Source organism: Paraburkholderia sp. GAS199 (genome assembly GCF_050436585.1).
Lineage (GTDB): Bacteria > Pseudomonadota > Gammaproteobacteria > Burkholderiales > Burkholderiaceae > Paraburkholderia.
Map to the genome: position 1 here is coordinate 996410 of NZ_JBNDMM010000002.1, position 21085 is coordinate 1017494.

19 protein-coding genes are annotated in these 21085 nt (G+C 64.1%); 6 read left to right on the forward strand and 13 right to left on the reverse strand.

The features are described 5' to 3' along the window. The first annotated feature begins 277 nt into the window (after nucleotides 1-277). Both gshA and P3T18_RS10535 read left to right on the forward strand, forming a co-directional pair. On the forward strand, nucleotides 278-1894 hold the full coding sequence (gene gshA / locus P3T18_RS10530) for a glutamate--cysteine ligase (RefSeq protein WP_429299836.1): 1617 nt from the start codon (nucleotides 278-280) through the stop codon (nucleotides 1892-1894). Nucleotides 1895-2103: 209 nt separating this feature from the next. Then, the gene (locus P3T18_RS10535) at nucleotides 2104-2616 is read left to right on the forward strand and encodes a hypothetical protein (RefSeq protein WP_429299837.1); all 513 of its coding nucleotides are present in this window, start codon (nucleotides 2104-2106) and stop codon (nucleotides 2614-2616) included. A gap of 34 nt (nucleotides 2617-2650) precedes the next feature. Here P3T18_RS10535 and P3T18_RS10540 read toward each other — a convergent pair whose 3' ends face one another. Continuing rightward, nucleotides 2651-4237, reverse strand: a complete 1587-nt coding sequence (locus tag P3T18_RS10540; RefSeq protein ID WP_429299838.1) for a DHA2 family efflux MFS transporter permease subunit — start codon at nucleotides 4235-4237, stop codon at nucleotides 2651-2653. Nucleotides 4238-4383: 146 nt separating this feature from the next. Further along, complete coding sequence (locus P3T18_RS10545; RefSeq protein ID WP_429299839.1) at nucleotides 4384-4932, reverse strand: MarR family winged helix-turn-helix transcriptional regulator; 549 nt, start codon at nucleotides 4930-4932, stop codon at nucleotides 4384-4386. A gap of 248 nt (nucleotides 4933-5180) precedes the next feature. On the opposite strand from P3T18_RS10545, the gene P3T18_RS10550 reads away from it, so the two are divergent. Further along, complete coding sequence (locus tag P3T18_RS10550) at nucleotides 5181-5546, forward strand: hypothetical protein (RefSeq protein WP_429299840.1); 366 nt, start codon at nucleotides 5181-5183, stop codon at nucleotides 5544-5546. 277 nt (nucleotides 5547-5823) lie between these two features. After that, a complete protein-coding gene (locus P3T18_RS10555; protein WP_429299841.1) occupies nucleotides 5824-7380 on the forward strand; it encodes an efflux transporter outer membrane subunit in 1557 nt (518 codons plus the stop codon). A gap of 159 nt (nucleotides 7381-7539) precedes the next feature. On the opposite strand, the gene P3T18_RS10560 is transcribed toward P3T18_RS10555, so the two are convergent. The 8 genes from P3T18_RS10560 to gspG all read right to left on the reverse strand — a co-directional run bounded on the left by P3T18_RS10560 (nucleotide 7540) and on the right by gspG (nucleotide 14258). Then, the gene (locus P3T18_RS10560) at nucleotides 7540-8319 is read right to left on the reverse strand and encodes a type II secretion system protein N (protein ID WP_429299842.1); all 780 of its coding nucleotides are present in this window, start codon (nucleotides 8317-8319) and stop codon (nucleotides 7540-7542) included. Between the two features lie 22 nt (nucleotides 8320-8341). Continuing rightward, nucleotides 8342-8845: a type II secretion system protein M gene (locus P3T18_RS10565; protein ID WP_429299843.1), complete on the reverse strand. Its 504-nt coding sequence runs from the start codon at nucleotides 8843-8845 to the stop codon at nucleotides 8342-8344. Next, nucleotides 8842-10263 carry a type II secretion system protein GspL gene (gspL, locus tag P3T18_RS10570; protein WP_429299844.1) on the reverse strand — a complete coding sequence of 474 codons (1422 nt, stop codon included), beginning with the start codon at nucleotides 10261-10263 and terminating at the stop codon, nucleotides 8842-8844. Before gspL ends, P3T18_RS10565 begins: the two co-directional genes overlap by 4 nt. A 28-nt stretch (nucleotides 10264-10291) precedes the next feature. Next, complete coding sequence (gspK, locus tag P3T18_RS10575) at nucleotides 10292-11407, reverse strand: type II secretion system minor pseudopilin GspK (protein WP_429300089.1); 1116 nt, start codon at nucleotides 11405-11407, stop codon at nucleotides 10292-10294. A 679-nt stretch (nucleotides 11408-12086) separates the two neighbouring features. Next, nucleotides 12087-12764: a PulJ/GspJ family protein gene (locus tag P3T18_RS10580; RefSeq protein WP_429299845.1), complete on the reverse strand. Its 678-nt coding sequence runs from the start codon at nucleotides 12762-12764 to the stop codon at nucleotides 12087-12089. Then, complete coding sequence (gene gspI, locus P3T18_RS10585; RefSeq protein ID WP_429299846.1) at nucleotides 12742-13146, reverse strand: type II secretion system minor pseudopilin GspI; 405 nt, start codon at nucleotides 13144-13146, stop codon at nucleotides 12742-12744. The genes P3T18_RS10580 and gspI overlap by 23 nt, the downstream gene beginning before the upstream one ends. A 1-nt stretch (nucleotide 13147) precedes the next feature. After that, nucleotides 13148-13696, reverse strand: a complete 549-nt coding sequence (locus P3T18_RS10590) for a GspH/FimT family pseudopilin (protein ID WP_429299847.1) — start codon at nucleotides 13694-13696, stop codon at nucleotides 13148-13150. 97 nt (nucleotides 13697-13793) lie between these two features. Continuing rightward, nucleotides 13794-14258: a type II secretion system major pseudopilin GspG gene (gene gspG / locus P3T18_RS10595; RefSeq protein ID WP_429299848.1), complete on the reverse strand. Its 465-nt coding sequence runs from the start codon at nucleotides 14256-14258 to the stop codon at nucleotides 13794-13796. A gap of 193 nt (nucleotides 14259-14451) precedes the next feature. Here gspG and P3T18_RS10600 point away from each other — a divergent pair, with 193 nt between their 5' ends. Further along, nucleotides 14452-14865: a type II secretion system protein N gene (locus P3T18_RS10600; protein ID WP_429299849.1), complete on the forward strand. Its 414-nt coding sequence runs from the start codon at nucleotides 14452-14454 to the stop codon at nucleotides 14863-14865. A 17-nt stretch (nucleotides 14866-14882) separates the two neighbouring features. On the opposite strand, the gene gspF is transcribed toward P3T18_RS10600, so the two are convergent. From gspF to gspD, 3 genes are read right to left on the reverse strand one after another with little or no spacing between them, the layout of a single operon-like run. Next, nucleotides 14883-16100, reverse strand: a complete 1218-nt coding sequence (gspF, locus tag P3T18_RS10605) for a type II secretion system inner membrane protein GspF (protein ID WP_429299850.1) — start codon at nucleotides 16098-16100, stop codon at nucleotides 14883-14885. 4 nt (nucleotides 16101-16104) lie between these two features. Beyond that, entirely contained in the window at nucleotides 16105-17664 is a 1560-nt protein-coding gene (gene gspE, locus P3T18_RS10610; protein WP_429299851.1) for a type II secretion system ATPase GspE, read from the reverse strand. Then, the gene (gspD, locus tag P3T18_RS10615; protein ID WP_429299852.1) at nucleotides 17661-19970 is read right to left on the reverse strand and encodes a type II secretion system secretin GspD; all 2310 of its coding nucleotides are present in this window, start codon (nucleotides 19968-19970) and stop codon (nucleotides 17661-17663) included. The genes gspE and gspD overlap by 4 nt, the downstream gene beginning before the upstream one ends. A gap of 556 nt (nucleotides 19971-20526) precedes the next feature. Between gspD and P3T18_RS10620 the strand changes: the two genes are divergently transcribed. Continuing rightward, the gene (locus tag P3T18_RS10620; protein WP_429299853.1) at nucleotides 20527-20973 is read left to right on the forward strand and encodes a lytic transglycosylase domain-containing protein; all 447 of its coding nucleotides are present in this window, start codon (nucleotides 20527-20529) and stop codon (nucleotides 20971-20973) included. Nucleotides 20974-21085 lie beyond the last annotated feature (112 nt).

A 21085-nucleotide genomic window follows, 5' to 3' on the forward strand; every position in this document is an offset into this window, starting at 1 on the left:
GGCGTCGATCGGCGCGAACCGCGCGCGGAGAGGTGGAACGGTCTGCAAAAAGTCGCTGCGAACGGACCGGAAAAGGGCGAAGATCGAGGTTGACGGCAACGCGAAAAGCGGGCGCCGCGCCGGGCCAAAATCGGCCCCGAAGCGACCGCAAGCAGGGGTCGTGGCGAGATGTTAAAGTGCCCGCTACTGAAAATTCCGCCGAACGTTGTCAACCGCGCAGTGCTGCATGTCCGCAGCGTAGCGGCACATGGCGGCCGACAACGCCCGATTCGCATCAATGCCAAACACGACACCCTCCCGCACGACCGACGCGTTTTCGCACCGCCTGTCCGTGCTGACCTCCGGCCCGCAGCGCGATGCGCTCAAGCGCGGGCTGCGCGGCATCGAGAAGGAAAGCCTGCGCGTCACGCACGAAGGCCAGCTCGCCTTGACGCCGCATCCGCGCGCGCTGGGTTCGGCGCTCACGCATCCGTCGCTCACCACCGACTACTCCGAAGCGCTGCTCGAACTGATCACGCCGGCCGAGCAGGACGTGGCCGTGACGCTCGACAAACTCGACACGCTGCACCGGTTCGTCTATTCACAACTCGATGACGAAATTCTGTGGAACAACTCGATGCCGGGTCTGCTGCCCGAGCACGACGAGGGCATTCCGATTGCGGATTACGGCAGCTCGAATATCGGCAAACTGAAGTACGTCTACCGGATCGGTCTTGCGCTGCGCTATGGCCGCACCATGCAGTGCATCGCGGGCATTCACTACAACTATTCGCTGAACGAAGAAGTGTGGCGCGTGCTGCATGCCGACCAGCAATCCACGGCAAGCGCCGTCGATTTCCAGTCCGAACGTTATCTCGCGCTGATCCGCAATTTCCGTCGCACCAACTGGCTGCTGATGTACCTGTTCGGTGCGTCGCCGGCGCTGGATCGACGGTTTCTCCGCGATCGCAAACATACGCTGGAATCGTTCGACGCCGACACCTTGTACCGCCCGTACGCGACCAGTCTGCGCATGAGCGATCTCGGCTATTCGAACACCACGGCGCAAGCCGCGCTGCACGCCGACTACGACACCTTGCCGGGCTATCTCGACGCGCTCGCGAAAGCCGTGAGTCAGCCGTATCCTGCGTATGAAGCCATTGGCACGCAGCGCGACGGCGAGTGGGTGCAGATCAACACCAACGTGTTGCAGATCGAAAACGAGTTCTACTCGACAATCCGTCCGAAGCGCGTCACGCATCCTGGCGAGCGTCCGTTGCATGCGTTGGCCGCGCGCGGCGTGCAGTATGTCGAAGTGCGTTGCATGGACATCGATCCGTTCGAACCGACCGGCATTTCGCTCGAAACCTCGCGCTTTCTCGACGCCTATCTTCTGGTCTGCGCGCTCGACGACAGCGCGACCTTGCCGCCCGATGCTTACGCCGAAGCCAATCAGAACTTCGGCCGCGTCACCATGGAAGGACGCAAGCCGGGCCTCGAACTGACACGCGACGGCCAAACCGTCGCGATGACCGCGTGGGCCGAAGAGCTGCTGGTGAAAATCGACGCCGCCGCCGCGGCACTCGACGCCTTGCAGGGCGGCGACGCGCACGCCCGCTCGGTGGCGGAGCAACGCAAAAAACTCGCAGACCCGTCGCTCACGCCGTCGGCGCGCGTGCTTCAAACCATGCGCGACAAGCAGCAGGGTTTTCTCGCGTTCGGACTCGAGCAGAGCGAGGCGCACGCCGCCTATTTCCGTGCGCGTCCGCTCGACGCCGCGCAAACCAAAGAGTTTGCCGATCTCGCGGAACAGTCACTTGCGGAACAGGCCAAGCTCGAACGGGAAGAAGTCGGTTCCTTCGACGCCTTCGTCGCGGCTTACCGCGCGTACACGCTCAATCGCTTCAGCGTCTGAGTTGCCCGTGTAACGCACGACAGCAGAAGCGGCCCGCATGGGCCGCTTTTTTATTGTGCGCAGGTAACGTGTACGCATCGTGCGATGCGCGAGCGTTGCACCGGCAAGTTTTCCTGCCGTTTCGAGGATTCGTCGTCGCGTATGAAACACCGCCGCGCAGTCGCGGTCCAACGTGTATGACGCGCTCCACACAGGGAGGCAGCACCGTGATGAACAAGAGTCTGTTGGCAGTCTTTTGCGCAGCGGCAACATTCGTGACAGCGGGATGTTCGACGCAGGGGCAGGTCGATCCCGATGTCATGCAGGTGGCAACCACGCCGTTGACGTGTTCCAGCAAAGCGGAATGCGACACGTGGTGGCAGCGCGCCCAGACATGGGTCACGAGCCATTCGACCTACAAGATCGAGTCCGCGACGGACACGTTGATCCAGACGGCGGGTCCGGACGGCGGCAAGCGCGCTCTCGCGTATCAGATCACGCGAACCGCGAACCCGGACGGCACCGCCACCATCGGCTTTGCTGCGCATTGCGACGGTTCGATGGGCTGCAAGCCGAACCCGTGGGAAGCCGGTGCGGACTTCAAAGCCTACGTGCGAGGCGCCGCTTCGGGCACCGCACCGAATGGCGCGAAGCCGGCGCAAGCGGCGCCGACTGCCCTCCATCCGGATTCGGTGCAGGGACAGTCGCAGCCGTCGTCCACCGGCGAGCCGGTCACACAGTGAGCAACGGCCGGAACGATGTGTCTGCGTCGCGCGCCTAGTGGCCCATCGAAGGGCCGACGCCCTTGCGCGGTTTCGTGATCCAGACGAGCACCGCGAGCACGAGAAAGGCCGCACACGAAACGCGGAAGAAGTCGTTCGTCGCGAGCATGTAGGCCTGCGCCGTGACCGTCTGATTGAGCTGTGCCGTGAGCGAGTCGCCGGACAAACCGATGCTCGCCAGCGTGTTCGTGTAGTCGTTGGTGGTCGCGGCGTACACGTTCACCGAATCGGTCAGCATCGCGTGATGGCGGATCGTGTCGTTTTCCCAATACGTCGTGCTGATTGCCGTGCCGATTGCGCCGGACAAGGTCCGGAAAAAGTTGGACAGCCCCGACGCACTCGCAAGACGTTCGTCCGATACGCTGGACAAGGTAATCGTGGTCATCGGCACGAAGAAGCACGCTACCCCGATCCCTTGTACGAGACGCGGCCAGATGACGTGATTGAACGGCACGTCGAGCGTGAACGTGGAGTTCCAGAACGAAACGAACGCAAAGACGATGAACGCGAAACTCGCCACCACGCGCAAATTGAGCCGGTGCATGTTCTTGCCGATCATCGGCGACAGAAACAGCGCGAGAATGCCGACCGGCGCGGTTGCCAGACCGGCGAGTCCGGCGGTGTAGCCCATCACCGTCTGCAGCCATAACGGGAAGATCACCACCGACCCGAAGAAGGCCATGAAGCCGAACGAAATGATCACCACGCCAAGCGCGAAGTTGCGATCCCTGAACAGCGAAAGATCGACCACCGGCTCGCTCTCGGTCATTTCCCACACCAGCATGAACGCGATCGAAATGACCGCGATCACCGCCAGCGTGACGATAAACGTGGAGTTGAACCAGTCGCGGTCCTTGCCAAGGTCGAGGACCATCTGCAGGCACGACACGCCGATCACCAGCAGCGTCAGCCCGACCGCGTCGATACGCTGCTGGGTGGTTTTCGTCTCACGGCCGCGCAGCAGCAGGAACGCGCAGACTGCAGAGAACAGGCCGATCGGCACGTTGATGTAGAAGATCCACGGCCACGTGTAGTTGTCGGTGATGTAGCCGCCCATCACGGGGCCGAAAATCGGCGCGCAGATCACGGTCATGGCCCAGAGGCCAAGCGCGAGTCCACGCTTCTCGGGTGGATACGAGCGCATGAGAATCGTCTGCGAGAGCGGGACCATCGGACCGGACACGAGTCCTTGCACGAGCCGGAACGCGATTAGCGATTCGAAATTCTGCGCGAAGCCGCACAACGCCGAAGCAATCGTGAAAAGCAGCACGGACAAAGTAAAAAGCCGCACCTCGCCGACGCGTCGCGCCAGCCAGCCGGTCAACGGCACCGCGATCGCCGACGCCACGGAATACGACGAAATGACCCACGTACCCTGGCTGGTCGCCACGCCCAGGCTGCCGGAGATGGTCGGCACGGCGACGTTCGCGATCGACGTGTCGAGCACCTCCATGAAGGTGCCGAGCGCGAGGCCGACAGTCAGCAAGGCGAGCGCCGCGCCTTGAAGCGGGGCGGGTTGCGGCGCAGGTTGCGCGGCGGGTGATGGGTCGCTTAGAACGTCGGCGGGGGCCGTACCAGCCATGGTTTTTCTCCTCAATCGGGAAAGCTTGTCGCGGCAGCTTTATCGCGCGGACTGTTTGGCGCGCTTACATGCCGGATCATCCTCTGCCCAGACAGATATCTGCAAGTAGCGGCGCCTTCAAAAGACGCCTCCTGGGTACTGCTGGCTTAGTGCTTGCCGCCTTTTTGCGGCGTTACGACAGGCGACTCGTCTGCCGATTCTTCTGTTTCTGCTGCTCCAATCCCGCAGCCGACGTTCTCGCCGCCGCCGATGCCGTTGGCGATAAACCGCCCCAGCAAGTCCAACAACGTCGCGTGGTCCGACTGCGAAAAACCGCGCAGTTGCTCGTTGAGCACCGCCGCACCGAGGGCGGGCAGTTGCCGGGCGGCCTCGTGACCTTGCTCCGTGAGTTCGAGCATGACCATGCGGCGGTCGGCGTCGCTACGCGTGCGCACGACAAAGCCTTTCTTTTCAAGGCGATCCAGCAGACGCGTCATCGACCCGCTGTCGTACGACATGACACGCGACAACTCGAACGGCGTGCTCGCACGCCGCGCCGACAGAAGCAGAATCACGCCGATCTGCTGCGCCGTCAGACCCAACGGCTTGACCGCACGATCCATCCGCTCAACCAGTACGTTGCGCGCTTTCGTCAGGTAATAGCCGAGACTCGATTCGAGGTGAATCTCGTCGGCGTCGTAAGGTCCGTCAGTCATCGTATCCGGAACATCGTCAAGCTGAATGGAGTTTAGCTGCCTAAGCAGGCGAGTCAAATCCGGTTTCGCGTCGCGCGATCTGCGGAAAAACAACACAGCGAAGTCACGCCAGCCGAAGTATCTTGAAATTTAATTGCATAGTCAATATTATTGTAGGCAACGAGTTACGCGCGACCCGCGCCACCCGAGACCATGTTCTGACCGATTGCAGCGCGCCGCGCATGTGGCGCGCATCAAGGATTCCCTCCATGCTGTACCTGAAAAACACCCTTGGCGGCCTCAGCCGCTCCCTGACCGATTCCGCGCTCAACAGCTTTCAAGGCCCGCACCGCTGGTGGAAACTCGCGCTGTTCGCCGTGCTGTTCGTTTTGCCGGGCGGGTCGGTGGGTGTCGCGGTGCTGGCCTGGGTGGAGCATCGTCGGGCGCAGAAGGGGAAGGGCGCGAAAGTGGTCGTGGAGACTGCGGCGGGCAGTGCGGTAGCGAAGAGCAACCCGGCTGCGGCAACAGCTGTTGGCGGTCCGGTCGTCGCCTGTCACGCCAAGGGGGACGCGCCTTGCCGTGCCGCCGCCGGCAAACTCGCACGTCAAACAACGACGGCCGATTCGCGCGTCTGACACGTTCGGCTCGGGAGATTCCGCCTTCCGCGGATCACGTCGACCATCTGCGTCGTGTCATCGCGCGATGTCCGTGCCGTTGCCGACGGCACGCGTCGTAACAACGCGTAACCTTCCCGACACCCTAAGTAACACACCTGCCTCCCGCCTCGCATTACCCTTTCAGTTTCCCGCGCCCGCGCGGGCTCATACGCTAACATTCCGGCAGAGCCATGATCTCGCCCGGCCGATGGAATCGCCATCGGCCATCCTGCGGCGTCCAGAAGGAATCCATTGCATGCAGTCTGATCGAATCTCGCGCGCGCGGATGCTTACGCCTCGCGCCCTGACCATCGCAGTAGCGGCGGCCCTCGCGGCCATGCTGGCTGCCTGTGCGGTCGGCCCCGACTACCAGCGGCCCGCCGCCGACGTGCCGGCGTCGTACAAGGAAGCCGCGCCGGGCTGGAAGGTCGCGCAGCCGGCCGATCAGCACGATCGCGGCGACTGGTGGACGAACTATCAGGACCCGCAGCTGAACGCGCTCGAAGACCGACTCAACACGGCGAACCAGACGATCGCGCAATACGCGGCGGCTTACCGTCAGGCGCGCGCGCTGGTCGGCGAAGCGCGGGCAGCGTATTTCCCCACGGTCGGTGCGTCGCTGGGCGGCACGCGCTCGGGCACCGGCGCGGGCTCGGCATCGTCGGGTAGCACGCAAACCCGTAGCGGCATCACCAACAGCGTCAGCGTCCAGCTAGACGCGACGTGGGAGCCCGACCTCTGGGGCTCGGTCACGCGCTCGGTCAATTCGCAGAAGGCCGGTCAGCAGGGCGCCGCCGCCGACCTCGCGAACGCGCGTCTGTCCGCGCAAGCCACGTTGGCACAAACGTACTTTTCGCTGCGCGCGCTCGACTCCACCCAGAAGCTGCTCGACGACACCGTCGCGGCTTACCAGCGCTCGCTGCAACTCACGCAAAATCAGTATGCGGCCGGCGTCGCCGCACGCTCGGACGTGATCCAGGCGCAGACGCAATTGCAGTCGGCGCAAGCGTCCGCGATCGACAACGGCGTGCAGCGCGCACAAGACGAACACGCCATCGCCGTGCTCGTCGGCGAACCGGCTTCCACCTTCTCGATTCCGCCCATGCCGCTGACGGCCACGCCGCCGGCCGTGCCTGCGCAAATGCCGTCGGCGCTGCTCGAGCGGCGTCCGGATATCGCGTCGGCGGAACGCAAAGCCGCCGCCGCGAACGAACAGATCGGCGTCGCGATTGCCGCGTTCTTCCCAACGCTCACGCTGTCGGCAACAGGCGGTTTCGAAAACTCCGTGTTCTCGCAACTGCTCACGGTGCCGTCGCGGTTCTGGACGCTTGGCCCGCAACTCGCCGCCACGCTGTTCGACGCGGGCCTGCGCCAGGCCAAGACCGACGCGGCTCGCGCCACCTACGACCAGGATGTCGCAACGTACCGTCAAACCGTGCTCACCGCTTTCCAGGACGTCGAAGACAACCTCGCGTCGCAGCGCATTCTGGAGCAGGAAATCGTCGTGCAGCAGCAGGCGGTGGCATCGGCCCGTCAGGCGCTCGACATCGTCACCAACGAGTACAAGGCGGGCACGGTCGGCTTCGTCAACGTGTTGACCGCGCAAACCACGGCCTTCACTGCCGAACAGAAACTCGAGTCGATTGCAGGACAGCGCATGGTGTCGTCGGTGGGTCTGGTGAAAGCGCTGGGCGGCGGTTGGGACGCGTCGCAGATGAATCGCGAAACCGGCGACGTGGCCGCGCCCGTCGCGCCGGCCGCGTCGGCGGTACCCGTCGCGCAAAGTGCCGCGCCGCAACCGGCGGTGCAATAGGCAAGGCGCACCCTATCGTAGCCGCGAAGGAGCCAGTCCTTCGGATCAAAAAAGAGGCACGACCGCATGACGCGGTCGTGCCTCTTTTTCTTTGTCACTGAACAATCCACACCGCGAATCGAGCGTCGAGCTCGCGCCGCTTTCCTGCCGCGCGTGCAATCAATGCACGAAGCTCAGCGCCACGGTGTCCGGTCCGCTCGGCCGTCCCAGCAGGTTGAGCAGGCCCGCGAGATTGTCGCGCGCTTCCGGCGCCGAACTCGCCGTGCCGTGAAACGACGTCGAGACCGCCGACACCGTGCCATTGCCGGTCAGCATCAGCGGACCCTTCAGCGTCGTCAGATCCAGCGTCGACGACTCGCCTTGCGCCTGAAACAGCAGCCGGTACGAACCGAGCGGCTTGACCAGCGAAACGCGCGAGCTGACATCGTTCAGCGTAACGGTCATCTGCCCGAATGCCTCGCGATTGAAGCTGCGCCAGTCCGACCACGCGAGCCGCACGTCGCCCTGCAGATCGAGCGTGTTGAAGGGCGCGCCGAGGCCGCTCAGCAGCGAGGCCGGCACGGCGATCGCGCCGGCGGTGACCGTCGCGGTGCGCGGCGTGGCGTCGACGGTGATCGGCTCGGGCATCGCTTCGCTATGTCGCATGGTCATGTGGACGCGGCCGGTGAAAAGCGGCCAGAACGACGTGCGCCATTCGATACGCCCCGGCAGCAAGGTGGCCGCGCTCATGTCGGAACCGGCCGCGAGCATCAGCGTGGCCGAACCGTGCCACAGCGACCCCGCCGGATCGACGAGATTGACGTGGCCGCGCGTTTGTCTGGCGAATTGCGGCGTGATCCACGCGGCGGGCAGCAGGGTGAGCAACACGGCCGCGCTCGCCAGCACGGCGACCGCGATCCACGGCAAGGCGAAACGCAGGCGTCGCGTCCAGTAACTCATGCGAAATCCCGGGTCGGCCCGCTCATTTGACGGTGGACGGTTGCAACGACGCCGTCAGATCCACCTGACCGTCGTCCTTCAGGGCGGTGACGTGCGCCTCGGCAACCTGCACCTTGAACTGCTTGCGAGCGTCGTCGACCCATTGCGTCCACGCCGGGAACGAGGCGTTCTTCATCTGCACCTGCACGGCATTGCCGATGACCTGAACCTGCGTAGCGGCAAGCCCGTGATCGCCGAGCGAGGCCGTGAGCGCGTCGCGCAGCGCGGCGCCGGTCGGCGCGACACCCTGCGCCGCCGCCGACAACTGCCGCGCCTCGTTGGCCTCGGCCGTCATCTGCGCGAGCTGGCGTTGCAGACTCGGCAGCGATTCACGCAGACGCGAACGGCCTTCCTGGGCGGGCGCCCACAGCACCGACCACGCGATCACGACGGCCAGCACACCACCGCCCCACGCGAGCAGCGTCTTTTCGCGTTCGGTGCGCTGGTCCCAGAATCCGGCCCATGTTTGAGCGAGTTCAGCTTTCATTGTCCGTTCCTGATGGTCCACTTGCCGGTGTTGCTGTCGATCGCGCCGCTCAGGCCGTTACGGCCGAGACGTTTGGCGAAATCCGGGTCGACTTTCACCTCGGGCTTGAAGGTCACGTCGAGCCGATGGTCGTGATAATCGAGCCCGGCAATGCCGTTCACCGGAATCGGCGCGAGCGAACGGGCGACGCCGTCGGCGAGCGAGAGGAAATCGTCCGGTGAAAGCTCGCCTGCTGCCACGCGCAACTGTTGAAGCTGGCGCGACATCTGACCGGGCGCGTCCAGCACGACCGTGGTCTTCGGGAAGGTGTTGAGCAGCAATTCGGTCATCTGCGTGTTGATGGCGTCGCGCTGACGCGACAGCAGCAGCCACTGGACGTTTGCGCCGATCAGGGCGATCACCAGCGCGCCGATTGCCAGCGCGACCGGCAGACGCAGACGCCGCAGCGTCGCGCGATCGAGCCGCCACGGCTGCGAAGCGAATTCGAACTGACACAGATCGAAGCGGCACGCCAAAGCACGCCGCGCCAGTTGCTCGAACGGCAGCGGACTGGCGCCATGTACGTAAGAAGCCAGTTTGGCCGGGCCGGTTGCGGCAAGCCGCGGTTCGCTGCCCGGCACTTCCGTCAGCATGTACAGCGAGACCGGCGCGGCGCCCGCGAGCGCACCCAGCGTCGCGTTCACTGCATTGGCCGGCACCGCCAGCCCTTCGCCCTGCACGCCGCGCGCGACGGCCAGCTCGACACGCGGCACGCCGCTTTCGATCGCACCTTCGACCGCGCCTTCCAGCAGCAGCGCGGGCGCCGTTTGCACCACTGCGCCGAGTACCGCCGCCACCATCGGCACGACGGCCGCGAGGCCCGGCGCCATCACCGGCGCCACGCCCGGCAGCGAGGTGGCCACGCTTGCCGAACCGGCCATCACCGGTTCGCCCGCATTGACCATTTCGGCGACTTCCGCCGGCGTATCGAGCGGCACGCCTTGCGGCAGGCAGCGCGTCACCGGCACGGCGCGCACGCTGCGATGGCCGGCTGTCTGAAAGGCTTCCCAGATGAAACGGAACCAGCCCCGGTCGACGATCGCGAGCAACTGGCGACCGCCGGCGAGCGGCTGCGGGTCCACCGCGATGTGGCACGTCTGCGGATCCTGGATCAGCTGATCCTCGACCACGTTCGGCAGCGCCTGACGCAGTCGCGGACCGCGCAAGGGCGGCAGCGTGGCGGGCATCATGAGGAGGTCGCGCGCGGCGACCATCAGCACCGTCGACGACGCGCGCGGCAGCAGCGCAAGCGCCGAGCGCCCGGCGCGTTGCGTACGGCCCGATTTGTCGAGCAGCAGGAACGGCAATTCCGGCAGTTGCCATTCCTGCGACGGCACCGCCGGATCACGCGGCGGCAATAGAACGATCAGCGTGCTCAAAGGCCACTCTCTCTGGGAAAGGCGTTATTCATAGTTGGTCTTGTATCCGCACGATACGCGTAGTGTGAGTCAAAGCGTCGCGATAGACGAGTGTCGTGCGGTCCACCTCGGCGCGTTCGTGCTGCACGCGGCCGTGGATCAGAAAGTAGTTCGTGTTGACGTCCATTTCATTGGGGTCGATCGATACCGATTGAACCCCCGCGCCGCGCAGCGCGAGTTGCACGTCGCCGACGTTATGGAAAAACACCGTCTGACGGCGCGCGACGAACGCCTGCGCCGACGACAGGTTCATCCCCGGCACGATGGCCGCGACGACTTCGGCCGATGCCGTGTTCATGTTGACCGCCGAGACGGTGGGCAGCACGGTGACGAACGGACGCAGCCGCGCCACCATTTCCGGCGTGTAACCGGGCACGTCGAGCAGCGAATCGACGCTGGTCATTTGCAGGGGCGCGGCGTCCGCGTTGTCGGCGCCGTCCTCGATGCCGGGTTTGTCGGTGAAATTGCTGCCGGTGCCGCCGCCTTGTGGCGACACGGCGGCCGGCGCGCCGACCGCCGAGGTGACTGTCTGAAACCGTGTCGCCGACTGCGCGAGACTCGTGCGGACCTGCACGGCAGTGGCCTTCGCGAGCTGGCTGTTCACGCCGAGCGACACCAGCAGACGCTGATAGGCGGCGATCTGCTCGATGTCCAGTTGCAGCACGCCGGGCGCCGGGCTCGACACCAGGTTACGCAGGTTGAACTTGGCTTGCGCGTCTTCGATCGACCCGGACAGAAACGTTTCCTGACCTTGTGCGGCTCGGACTTCGCCGATCTGACCGAGGAAATCCGACAGCCGTGTTTTGGCGATCGGCACGCCCCACAGACCGCCCAGATAGGTGATCCCCGCCGAGGTGTCGCCTTCCGAGCGAAGAATGAGGCGAGTCCAGTCGAGTGCGCCGCGGGAAACCCATTGCGCCTGGGCCAGCAAACGCTGGTTTTCGATCCGGCGGACCTGGATTTGCTGACGCCAGAGCATGCCGGATACGAGGATGGCGGATAGCGCCACCACGAGGAGGGCGCTGATTATGGCGGCGCCATGTTGGTGGTTTTTGCCTGCGGCGTGCGGTTTTTTTCTGGTTTGTTTTGGTGGTTGTTGGTCGATTTGTTGGTCGCCTTTTGGCGGGTGTGTTTCTGTTTTTAGTGGTTTATTAGTGTTGCCCCTGTGCGGGGCGGCACTTACTTTCTTTGCTGCGGCAAAGAAAGATAAGCAAAGAAAGCCGCTCACACCGCCAATGCTATTCGTTATCCGTGGCGCTTCTTCGCTGCGGTGGCCCCGGAGCGTCCGTGTCGTCGCGCACTCCGCGTGAGTGACAAGGCCGTCATCAGTTCCGGCGGCGCTGCGCGCGCCGAGCGGCATGCGTGGGAAACCAAGGGTTGGGGCGTATCGCCGAGGCAAAGCCGACGGCCCACGCTGACGCGACGCGAAGCGACTGGTTTGTTGAAGTACCGCCGCGGCGCGCGAAGCGCCGCCGGAACTGATGACGGCCTTGTCACTCACGTCGAATGTGCGACGCGTCGGATGCTCCGGGGCCACTGGCAGCAACCGGCCACCGGTAACGCCTAGCACTAGCGGTGTGAGCGGCTTTCTTTGCTTATCTTTCTTTGCCGCGGCAAAGAAAGTAAGTGCCGCCCCGCACAGGGGCAACACCAATAAACCACGAACATAAGAAACACCGCCGCCGCAGGCAAAAACGAAACGCAGCCACCGCATGGCAACCCCAAACCAGCGCTGCACAAGCAAACCCCAAACCCCGTCGGAAGACAAACCCATCACCCTCATATCACTCTCCGACGAGAAAAACCCGCACAACCGGCCGCGCCAGCGTCTTTCCACCGACGCTCACTTCCAGTCCGGTCACCGAGCGCGGCAACGGCGCGCTCCCCAGTTGGGGTACTTTGAGGTTATTGTCCGCCTCCGTGATGGCGTTCTGCACATCATTCATCTGCATGGTCCAGCCGACCTTCGGTACGTACAGGCGCGCGGAAATCGAACCGACGCCGCCCATCAACGGTACCGCCGCCCAGCCGTTGCCTTCGCTGCCGCGCAACGCGCGCCGCAGTTCGCCGACGTTTCCGAGCGGCGGCGACGCGTAACGCACCACGCGTCCCTCGGACACGCGATACCGCACGACCTGCAAACGCGGCGCAGTGCCCGGCAAGGTCATGTGCCGCACGATCTGCAGCACGCTGCCGCTCACCGACACCGCCGCCTGACCCGATTCGTCATCGGATGCGGCCTGGCGCGCGTCGATGCGCAACTGATCGAAAAGCTGCGCGAACACGCGCTCGTCTTCCATCGCGCTCGTGATGGCCTGCCGCCCACGGATGATCTGATCCAGACCGCGCCATGACAGCACGGCGATCACCGCCATGATGGCAATCGCCACCAGCAACTCGATCAGCGTGAAACCACGCGCGCCCGAACGGCGACGGCGCTCAGAGCGAACGGTTGCTTTCATTCGCGACCACCGTGACCATCTGGGCAAGATTGCCGGAGCGCCCAGGCATCGCCACGCTCACTTCCACTCGACGAAACACCGGGTTCGGTGTCGCGCTTACCTGCTCGGTACAGATCAACGGCAAATTCCCTTGCGAACAATCGAAGCTCGTTGCGCCGACGTTCGGCCACGCATGCGTGAGATGCAGTTGCGCCAGCGCGTTGTCGGCACTCCAGCCGGCCAGCAGACGCCGATGCAGATCGGCCTCGCCAGTCGCGAGACTGCCCACCGCACGCAGCGACGCCGCCAGCGCGATGGCGATGATCGCGAGCGCCACCAGCACTTCGATCATCGTGAAACCGCGCTGCGATGCGCGACGCCTCATGCTCCTGCAACGACGCATGTCAGTGCACCTCGTAGCGGCCATTGCCGGTGCCGACGATCGTCGCGCGCCCTGCCGCCGAAAACAGCGTGATCTGCACCGGCACGTCGATCGCTTCGGTGCCGAACACGATGCGGCTCGGATGCGTGTCCGAACCGGGGTAATCGATCGTCACGCCCGTCACGCCGCCTTCCCATTGACGCGGTCCGAGCAGATCGTCACGCAGCGGACGCCAGCCGTCTTCGGTGCGCTGGTCGAAACGAAAACCGCCATCGGTAGGCTGCCATGCAATCGGACGGGCCCGCACCTGCGCTTCGTCGCCCGCCGATTCGAACAGCAACGCGAGACGCTGCGCCTCTTCGTTCAGATCGGTGCGAGGGTTGCGGGTCATCGTCAGCGCGGTGAGCGAAACCAGCAGGCCCGCGATCACCAGCACCACCATCATTTCCAGCAACGTAAAGCCGCCCGCGCGCCGCGCACCATGTATGCGTGAGCGCGCGACGGCCCACGCCGGGCGCGGCGAAGCCGTACACGGAGTGTCCACACGGGACTTGCAAGCGGACATACGCATAGTGCCGGCCACGAACGATCAGATACGGTGAGTCGTTAAAACATACGGCGGAGCGCCGGCTTACTGGAACCGGCGCGGCGCGCGTGAGTGCGTCGGCTTATTGCCACGAACCGACGTCCGCGTCGTTGCCTTCGCCGCCGGCTTTGCCGTCCGCGCCATAACTGAACACGTCGATCTCACCGTGCACGCCCGGATTCAGATACTGGTACGAATTGCCCCACGGATCGTTCGGCAGACGTTCGAGGTAGCCGCCGTCTTTCCAGTTGTTCGGCACCGGGTCCGTGCCGGGCTTTTCGATCAGCGCGCGCAGACCTTGCTCCTGCGTCGGATAACGGCCGTTGTCGAGGCGATAGAGCTTCAAGGCCTGCATGACGGTACCGATGTCCTGCTTGGCGGCCACGCGACGGGCTTCGTCCGGACGACTCATGATCTTCGGCACGATGAGCGCCGCGAGAATGCCGAGAATCGCGATCACGACCATGATTTCGATCAGCGTGAAACCGCGTTGACGACGGCTGCGTTGACCCGCGATTTCATGACGGCGAAGGGTCGACAGTTGCATAGCTTGCTACCTCTTTTCAGATGAATTTCGATCGGCGGGTTTTGCCCTGGCTGTCTTTGGCTTTCGAGTCGCCATTGAACACGCCCAGCCGGTCATTTTAATGTCATGGAGTTGAAGGGTTGCGAGAAAAACCCGGGTTGGAAAACCCCTTCAACACAACGCAATTTTCACAATAGTCCGTACAATGATGTGCATGAACGCCATCCAAATTCGCCTTCTGTCGCTCACGCTGTTTGCCGTGTTCTGCGCGACGCTGACCTACTGGGTCATTACGCTCACCACGATGTCCGGTGCGCCGTTGCCCGCTGCCGCCGCGCACAACCAGGTCTCCACCGACCAGGCCGCCACGCTGTTCGGCGGTCAGCTCACGCGCAACGCGAACCAGGACGTGCATCTGTTCGGCATCCTCGCGTTGAGTCAGGGCTCCGCGGCCATCGTCAGCGTCGGCGGTGAACCGCCGCATGCGGTCTCGCTCGGCGGCGCACTGATGCAAGGCGCCAAACTCTCCGAAGTGCGCCCCCGCTCGATCATCATCGACCGCAACGGCGCGCACTCCGAAGTATTCCTGCCGGCCAATCCTGCCGGCCCCACCATCTACGTGCGCTGAACGACCTGCCGCAACGCTTACTGCACCAGGTTGTTCAGTTCGATGATCGGCAGCATCACCGCCAGCACGATCACGAGCACCACGCCACCCATCGCCAGAATCAGCAGCGGCTCGAGCAGGCTCGTCAGGAACATCGTGCGACGCTCGAGTTCGCGCGCTTCACCGTCGGCCGCGCGGTCCAGCATCGTGGTCACGTCGCCGGTCGCTTCGCCCGAGCGGATCAGGTGCACCAGCACCGGCGGAAACGTCTTCGTATTGCCCAACGCGCGCGATAGCGACGTGCCTTCGCGCACACGCACGATCGCGTCGTCGATGTTCTCGCGCATCGCGTTGTTGCTGAGCGTTTCGGCCGCGGCCTGCAGGGCGCGCAGGATCGGCACGCCGGCTGCCGTCAGAATGCCAAGCGTGCTGGCAAAACGCACGGTGTTATAGCCGCGCACGAGTTTGCCGAGCAGGGGAGCGGTGAGCAGCCAGCGGTCGAAACCGAGCCGCGGTCCGGGCTGCCGCAGGATCGAGCGCACCAGATAGACCAGCACGACCACGCCGATCAGCATCGCCCACCACCAGTGCCGCACAAATCCGGATAGCGCCATCATCATGATGGTGAGGAAGGGCAGTTGCTGCTTGGTGCTGGCGAACACGTTCACCACTTGCGGCACCACATAGCTCAACAGAAACGTGACGATGCCGAACGCGATCAGCGTGACGATGGCCGGGTAAGTGAACGCCAGCACGATCTTCTGCTTGAGCGCGTTGCGTTGCTCGATGTAGTCGGCCAGACGCGAAAGCACCAGCCCGAGCTTGCCGGTGTGTTCACCGGCCGCGACCAGCGCGCGATAAATCTCGGGGAAGTCTTTCGGATGCTGCGTCAATGCATTGGCGAGCGAATGACCGCCGAGCACTTCCGCGCGAATCGAGGCCATCAATTCGCGGATGTAGTCGCGCTCCGATTGCTCGGTGAGCACGGCGAGCGCTTCGTCGAGCGGCAGACCGGCGATCAGCAGACTCGCCAGTTGACGCGTGAGAATCGCCTGCTCGCGCTGCGACAAACGCCGCCCCAGCGACAGCCGCTGGTTGCGCTCGCCGCGTGTGCGCGTCGCGGCCGGTTCGACCACCAGCGGGGTGAGTCCTTGCGAGCGCAGATTGGTTCGCGCGCCGCGCGCGCTGTCCGCGTCGAGTACGCCTTTTTGCGCCTTGCCTGCCGCGTCGATGGCTTCGAAACGAAATGCCGGCATGCGCTTAAGCTCCGCCCGTGACGCGGATCACTTCTTCGAGCGAGGTCAACCCGGAGGCAAGCCAGCGATCCGCATCTTCGCGCAGCGTACGCATGCCGTGCGCGCGTCCCGACTCCAGAATTTCCGCGTCGGATGCGTTACGGTGAACCAGCGCGCGAATGTCTTCGTCGATCAGCAGCAATTCATAGACGCCGCGGCGTCCCGCATAGCCGGACTGCCCGCACCTGTCGCAGCCCACCGGATGCCAGCGCACGCTGCCGTCTTCTTCGACGCGCTCTTCGCGGCATACCGGACACAGACGCCGCACGAGTCGCTGCGCCAGCACGCCGAGCAGCGACGACGCCAGCAGATACGGCTCGACGCCCATGTCGGTGAGACGCGTGACGGCGGACGCGGCGTCGTTGGTGTGCAGCGTGGCGAGCACGAGGTGGCCCGTCAGCGACGCCTGCACTGCAATTTGCGCGGTTTCGAGGTCGCGGATTTCACCGATCATGATGACGTCCGGGTCCTGCCGCAAAATCGAGCGCAGCGCGCGCGCGAAGGTCATGCCGATACGTTCGTTGACCTGCGTCTGGCCGATGCCGGAGAGGTCGTATTCGATCGGATCTTCCACCGTCATGATGTTGGTGGTGGCCGTTTCGAGCCGCGACATCGACGCATATAGCGTGGTCGTTTTACCCGAACCGGTCGGACCGGTCACGAGCACGATGCCGTGCGGCTTGCCGATCAGCTTGTCGAATTTGACGAGCGTGTCGGGCGCCATGCCGAGCGCTTCGAGGTTCAGGCGCGACGCGTCTTTTTCCAGCAGACGCAGCACCGCACGCTCGCCATGACCCGTGGGCAAGGTAGAAACGCGCACGTCGACCGGACGTCCGCCGACGCGCAGCGTGATACGACCGTCTTGCGGCAAACGCTTCTCGGCAATGTCGAGCTGCGCCATGATCTTGATCCGCGAAATCAGCGCGCCATGCAGCGCTTTTTTCGGACGCACCACGTCGCGCAGCGTGCCGTCCACACGGAAGCGCACCACCGACGACGTCTCGAACGGCTCGATGTGAATATCCGACGCCTGTTCGCGCGCCGCTTGCGTGAGCAGCGCATTGATCATGCGGATGATCGGCGCGTCGTCTTCCGATTCGAGCAGATCCTCGACCTCGGGAATGTCCTGCATCAGACGCGATAGATCGACTTCGCCTTCCACTTCACCGACCACCTGAGCCGCGCTGCCGTCCTGGCGCGCGTAGGCCTGATTGATCGCCTGCGCGAGTTCGTCGGCCGGCAGACGCACGACCGACAGCGCGCCGAAGTTGCGCGCGATCTCGGCGAGCGCGGCGTCGCTGGTGCGCTCGCTGATCCACACTTCCAGGCTGTCGGCATGCTGATGCGCCACCAGAACCTGGCCGTTTCGAGCGAAGCCATACGGCACCAGCCGTGCGGCAACCGCCGAAGGCGCGCTGCGCTCGGCGTGCTCCGTCACGACCGCCGGCGGCACCGTGGAGGCAAGCGCCGCCGGCGATGTCGCCGTTGAAGCGGTCGATGACGACGGCGTGGACGGCGTGCTCACGGCTGCACTCCAGGCGCCGCCGTGGACGGCACCGGATTCGTCTGCACGGCGCCGCCGTTGGTGGTCGGCGCGGGTGCCTGAGGCGGCGGCGGTGCGTTCTGCTGACGACGCATCTGGTCGAGGTTGAACAGATTCATCGCCGGCGAGCCACCCTGGCTCGGGCCGAGCGGCATCGGCGGCACCACCGGATCGTCCTTGTCCTTGATCAGGTTGTTGTCCGACTTATACGCACCGGTCACGCCCTGGATGTAGTCGTAACGGTTCGACGTGACGGTCTGCGCGGTCTCGCGATCGGCGATGATCACGGGGCGCAGGAACACCATCAGGTTGGTTTTCTGACGTGTTTTCTGCTCCGAACGGAACAGTTGGCCGATCCACGGAATATCGCCGAGCAACGGCACCTTGCTGTTGCTGACCTGGTAGTTGTCCTGCATCAAGCCGCCCAGCACGATGATCTCGCCGTTATCGGCAAGCACGGTCGACTGGATGGAGCGCTTGGTGAATTGCGGACCCGCCGGATTGGTCGTGGCGTTGGTCGTGCCGTTCACGATCGCCGAGTCTTCGGTGTAGAGCTGCAGCTTGAGAATCCCGCCGTCGGTGATTTGCGGCTTGATGTGCAAGGTGAGACCCACGTCGACGCGGTCGTACGTGTTGAACGCCGAACTCGTGCTGCCGCTCGTCAGGTTCGAATACGAACCGGTCTGGATCGGCACGTTCGTACCGACGACGATCTTGGCTTCTTCGTTGTCGAGCGTAATCAGGTTAGGCGTGGACAGCACGTTCGCATCCTGATTCTGCGAAAGCGCCTGGAGCAACGCGCCGAGTCCCTTCACGCCGAACACGTTGTGAATCCAGCCGACGTTCAGGCCCTGCTGCAAGGCACCGCCGCCGAGCGCCGTGGCGAGTCCGCCGGTTGCCGCACCGGCTGCCGCGGCCGCCGTCAGATCGACGATGCCGTTACTGTTGCCAGTCGCGAGGTTGGTGCCCGCGAAAACCGAATTGTTGGCGATCTGCCATTGAATACCGAGGTTGCCGTTGGTGGTCGAATTCAACTCGACGATCAGCGCCTCGATATAGACCTGCGCGCGCCGTGCGTCGAGCTGGTCGATCACCGCGCGCAGATTGCGGTAGACCGGTTCGGATGCCGTGATGATGAGCGAGTTGGTGGCGGAGTCGGCCTGAATCATGCCGCCCGGCTGGTTGTCGTCGCTCTTTTCCTTGTCGTTGCCGAGCAGGCCGCCCGAGCCGGAATTGCCGTTCGAGCCATAGCCGCCGCCGCTGCCGCCGCCCATCGGCGAAGACAGGGAGCTGCTGCCGAGGCCGCCCGAAGGCAAGGGCGGTGTGCCCGACGTGCCGGTCGAGTTGTTGCCGAGGCCTCCGCCGCCGCTGCCGTTCTGGTTGAACGAGTTGGCTTCGTTCGACCCGCCCGACGCGTTGTTGTCGCCGCCCTTGCCGAGCATGCCGCGCAAGGTCTTGGCGAGCCGCGTGGCGTCCGCGTTACGCAGCGGCACGACGTGCATGTTGCCGGGGATCGAGGTCGGTGCGTCCAGTTCCTTCGCCAGCTGTTTGGCCGCCGCGAGGCGCGCGCCGTTCGAGGCACGGAACAGCAGCGAGTTGGTGCGCGGGTCGGCGGTGATCGACACCTTCAGCGTGGCGTCGGTGCTGCCGATCGCGCCGGGGTCGAGCATCTTGGTCAGTTGCGTGGCGACGTCGAGCGCGTTGGCATTCCGCAGTTGCACGACGGACACCGATTGACCCGCCGCCGTATCCACGCCCGCGATGATCTGCGCGATGCGCCGCACGTTGTCGGCGTAATCGGTGACGACGATCGTATTGTTGGCCGGGTAAGCCGCCACGGTATTGTTCGGCGAGATCAGCGGACGCAACACCGGCAGCAGGTTGTTGGCCGATTCGTTCTTCAGCACGAACACCTGCGTGACCACCTGGTCGCCGCGCGCCACCGGCGTGTTGCCGACATAGGTCGGTACGCCCTGCAGCTTGGCATCGGCCTCTGGCACGACCTTCAGAACGCCGTGGTCCTGCACCAGCGAGAAGCCCTGCATCCGCAAAGCGGATTGCAGCGTCTTGAGCGCCTGGTCTTCGGGGACCGCGTTTTCGGACACGAGATTGAGCTGACCCTTGACGCGTGGGTCGACGATGATCGTTTTGCCGGTCGCCGCGCCGATCGCCTTGGCGACCTGATCGATATCGGCGTTGACGAAGTTGAGTGTCACCTGTGCCTGTGCTGTCTGCGCGGTGATCAATCCAGCCACCAGCAGCGCCGTTGCGACGCGACGCAATGCCATACGATTTCTTCTCATGGAAAGTGGGATCGATGCCAACGGCTCAAGCCGTCGACGGTCAAGCAGTGCGGACATATGAGCAGGCCGCCGCCCTGAAGGTCTGCAAGCAAGCTTCAGGGACGTTCACAACCCCGGATGCCGGCCACTCAATATCCGAAAAAAAGGAACAGTAACAGTTTTTCATGTCGGATTTGTCACAAATGGAAAGGCTCCGTGCGAATCCTCTAAAGCGACACGATCGAAAGTGCCGCCGTCGACAAGCAAATGAAAGCCGCGCTGTGCGTGCTTATGTGCGAAATCTCGCAGACAAGCTTCGCTTTCTTAGCCGATTATGCCGATAAGCCAGCTTGACGCTCCCCCATCTGCCGGTATGATACGAGCCGTTCGTGGTGCTGGCTGCAGCTTGCCAATACGGGTTTTCCCCGGTGCGCCGCCCCGACGCCCGCCCATTGGGCCTCGCAGTCTGACAGCGGCTGAACTATGGCCGATGGCGTGTCTTACCGCGCCTTACGCTGCGTCTGCTGCGTTTTTGTTTAGTCGTCTTGACCGATCCGGATCGATGAAACTACCTTTCGTTACTTTCGCCGCAGGACTCGCCTTGCTGTTCGCAGCCGGGTCCGCACGCGCCGACTGTTTCGACCAGGCCGCCGGTTACCAGAAGGTCAATCCGCTGATTCTGCGCGCAATTGCCTGGCAGGAGTCGCACAATCGTCCGGACGCAACACATAAGAACGCCAACGGCTCGACCGACTACGGTCTGATGCAGATCAACTCGATCCATCTGCCCTCGCTCGCGCAGTACGGCATCTCGCAGGGCACGCTGATGGAGCCGTGCAAGAACGTCTACATTGCCGCGTGGCATCTGCGCCGTCAGATGAACAAGTACGGCAATACCTGGCAGGCGGTCGGCGCTTACCATTCGGAAACACCCGCCCTGCGCGACAAATATGCCCAGCAGATCGCTGCGATCCTGCGCAAGTGGAATCTCATGCCGGCTACGCGCTGAGCGTCGTTTTCCGGTTTCTCCCGTTCCCGCTTCGACGTGACCATTGGCCGTTTGGTGCACAATGCGGCTTCGTGCTGCCGCCGCGCGAGACCGGCTTTCCGGTCGCGGGTCA

Excerpts from the sequence above, each read along its gene's own strand:
- gspF (WP_429299850.1), bottom strand. The coding sequence starts at position 16,100 with ATGCCGGCATTTCGTTTCGAAGCCATCGACGCGGCAGGCAAGGCGCAA.
- P3T18_RS10580 (WP_429299845.1), bottom strand. The coding sequence starts at position 12,764 with ATGAAAGCAACCGTTCGCTCTGAGCGCCGTCGCCGTTCGGGCGCGCGT.
- gspG (WP_429299848.1), bottom strand. The coding sequence starts at position 14,258 with ATGCAACTGTCGACCCTTCGCCGTCATGAAATCGCGGGTCAACGCAGC.
- P3T18_RS10535 (WP_429299837.1), top strand. The coding sequence starts at position 2,104 with ATGAACAAGAGTCTGTTGGCAGTCTTTTGCGCAGCGGCAACATTCGTG.
- gshA (WP_429299836.1), top strand. The coding sequence starts at position 278 with ATGCCAAACACGACACCCTCCCGCACGACCGACGCGTTTTCGCACCGC.
- P3T18_RS10550 (WP_429299840.1), top strand. The coding sequence starts at position 5,181 with ATGCTGTACCTGAAAAACACCCTTGGCGGCCTCAGCCGCTCCCTGACC.
- gspI (WP_429299846.1), bottom strand. The coding sequence starts at position 13,146 with ATGCGTCGTTGCAGGAGCATGAGGCGTCGCGCATCGCAGCGCGGTTTC.
- P3T18_RS10620 (WP_429299853.1), top strand. The coding sequence starts at position 20,527 with ATGAAACTACCTTTCGTTACTTTCGCCGCAGGACTCGCCTTGCTGTTC.
- P3T18_RS10545 (WP_429299839.1), bottom strand. The coding sequence starts at position 4,932 with ATGACTGACGGACCTTACGACGCCGACGAGATTCACCTCGAATCGAGT.
- gspD (WP_429299852.1), bottom strand. The coding sequence starts at position 19,970 with ATGGCATTGCGTCGCGTCGCAACGGCGCTGCTGGTGGCTGGATTGATC.
- P3T18_RS10540 (WP_429299838.1), bottom strand. The coding sequence starts at position 4,237 with ATGGCTGGTACGGCCCCCGCCGACGTTCTAAGCGACCCATCACCCGCC.
- P3T18_RS10590 (WP_429299847.1), bottom strand. The coding sequence starts at position 13,696 with ATGCGTATGTCCGCTTGCAAGTCCCGTGTGGACACTCCGTGTACGGCT.
- P3T18_RS10565 (WP_429299843.1), bottom strand. The coding sequence starts at position 8,845 with ATGAAAGCTGAACTCGCTCAAACATGGGCCGGATTCTGGGACCAGCGC.
- P3T18_RS10560 (WP_429299842.1), bottom strand. The coding sequence starts at position 8,319 with ATGAGTTACTGGACGCGACGCCTGCGTTTCGCCTTGCCGTGGATCGCG.
- P3T18_RS10600 (WP_429299849.1), top strand. The coding sequence starts at position 14,452 with ATGAACGCCATCCAAATTCGCCTTCTGTCGCTCACGCTGTTTGCCGTG.
- P3T18_RS10555 (WP_429299841.1), top strand. The coding sequence starts at position 5,824 with ATGCAGTCTGATCGAATCTCGCGCGCGCGGATGCTTACGCCTCGCGCC.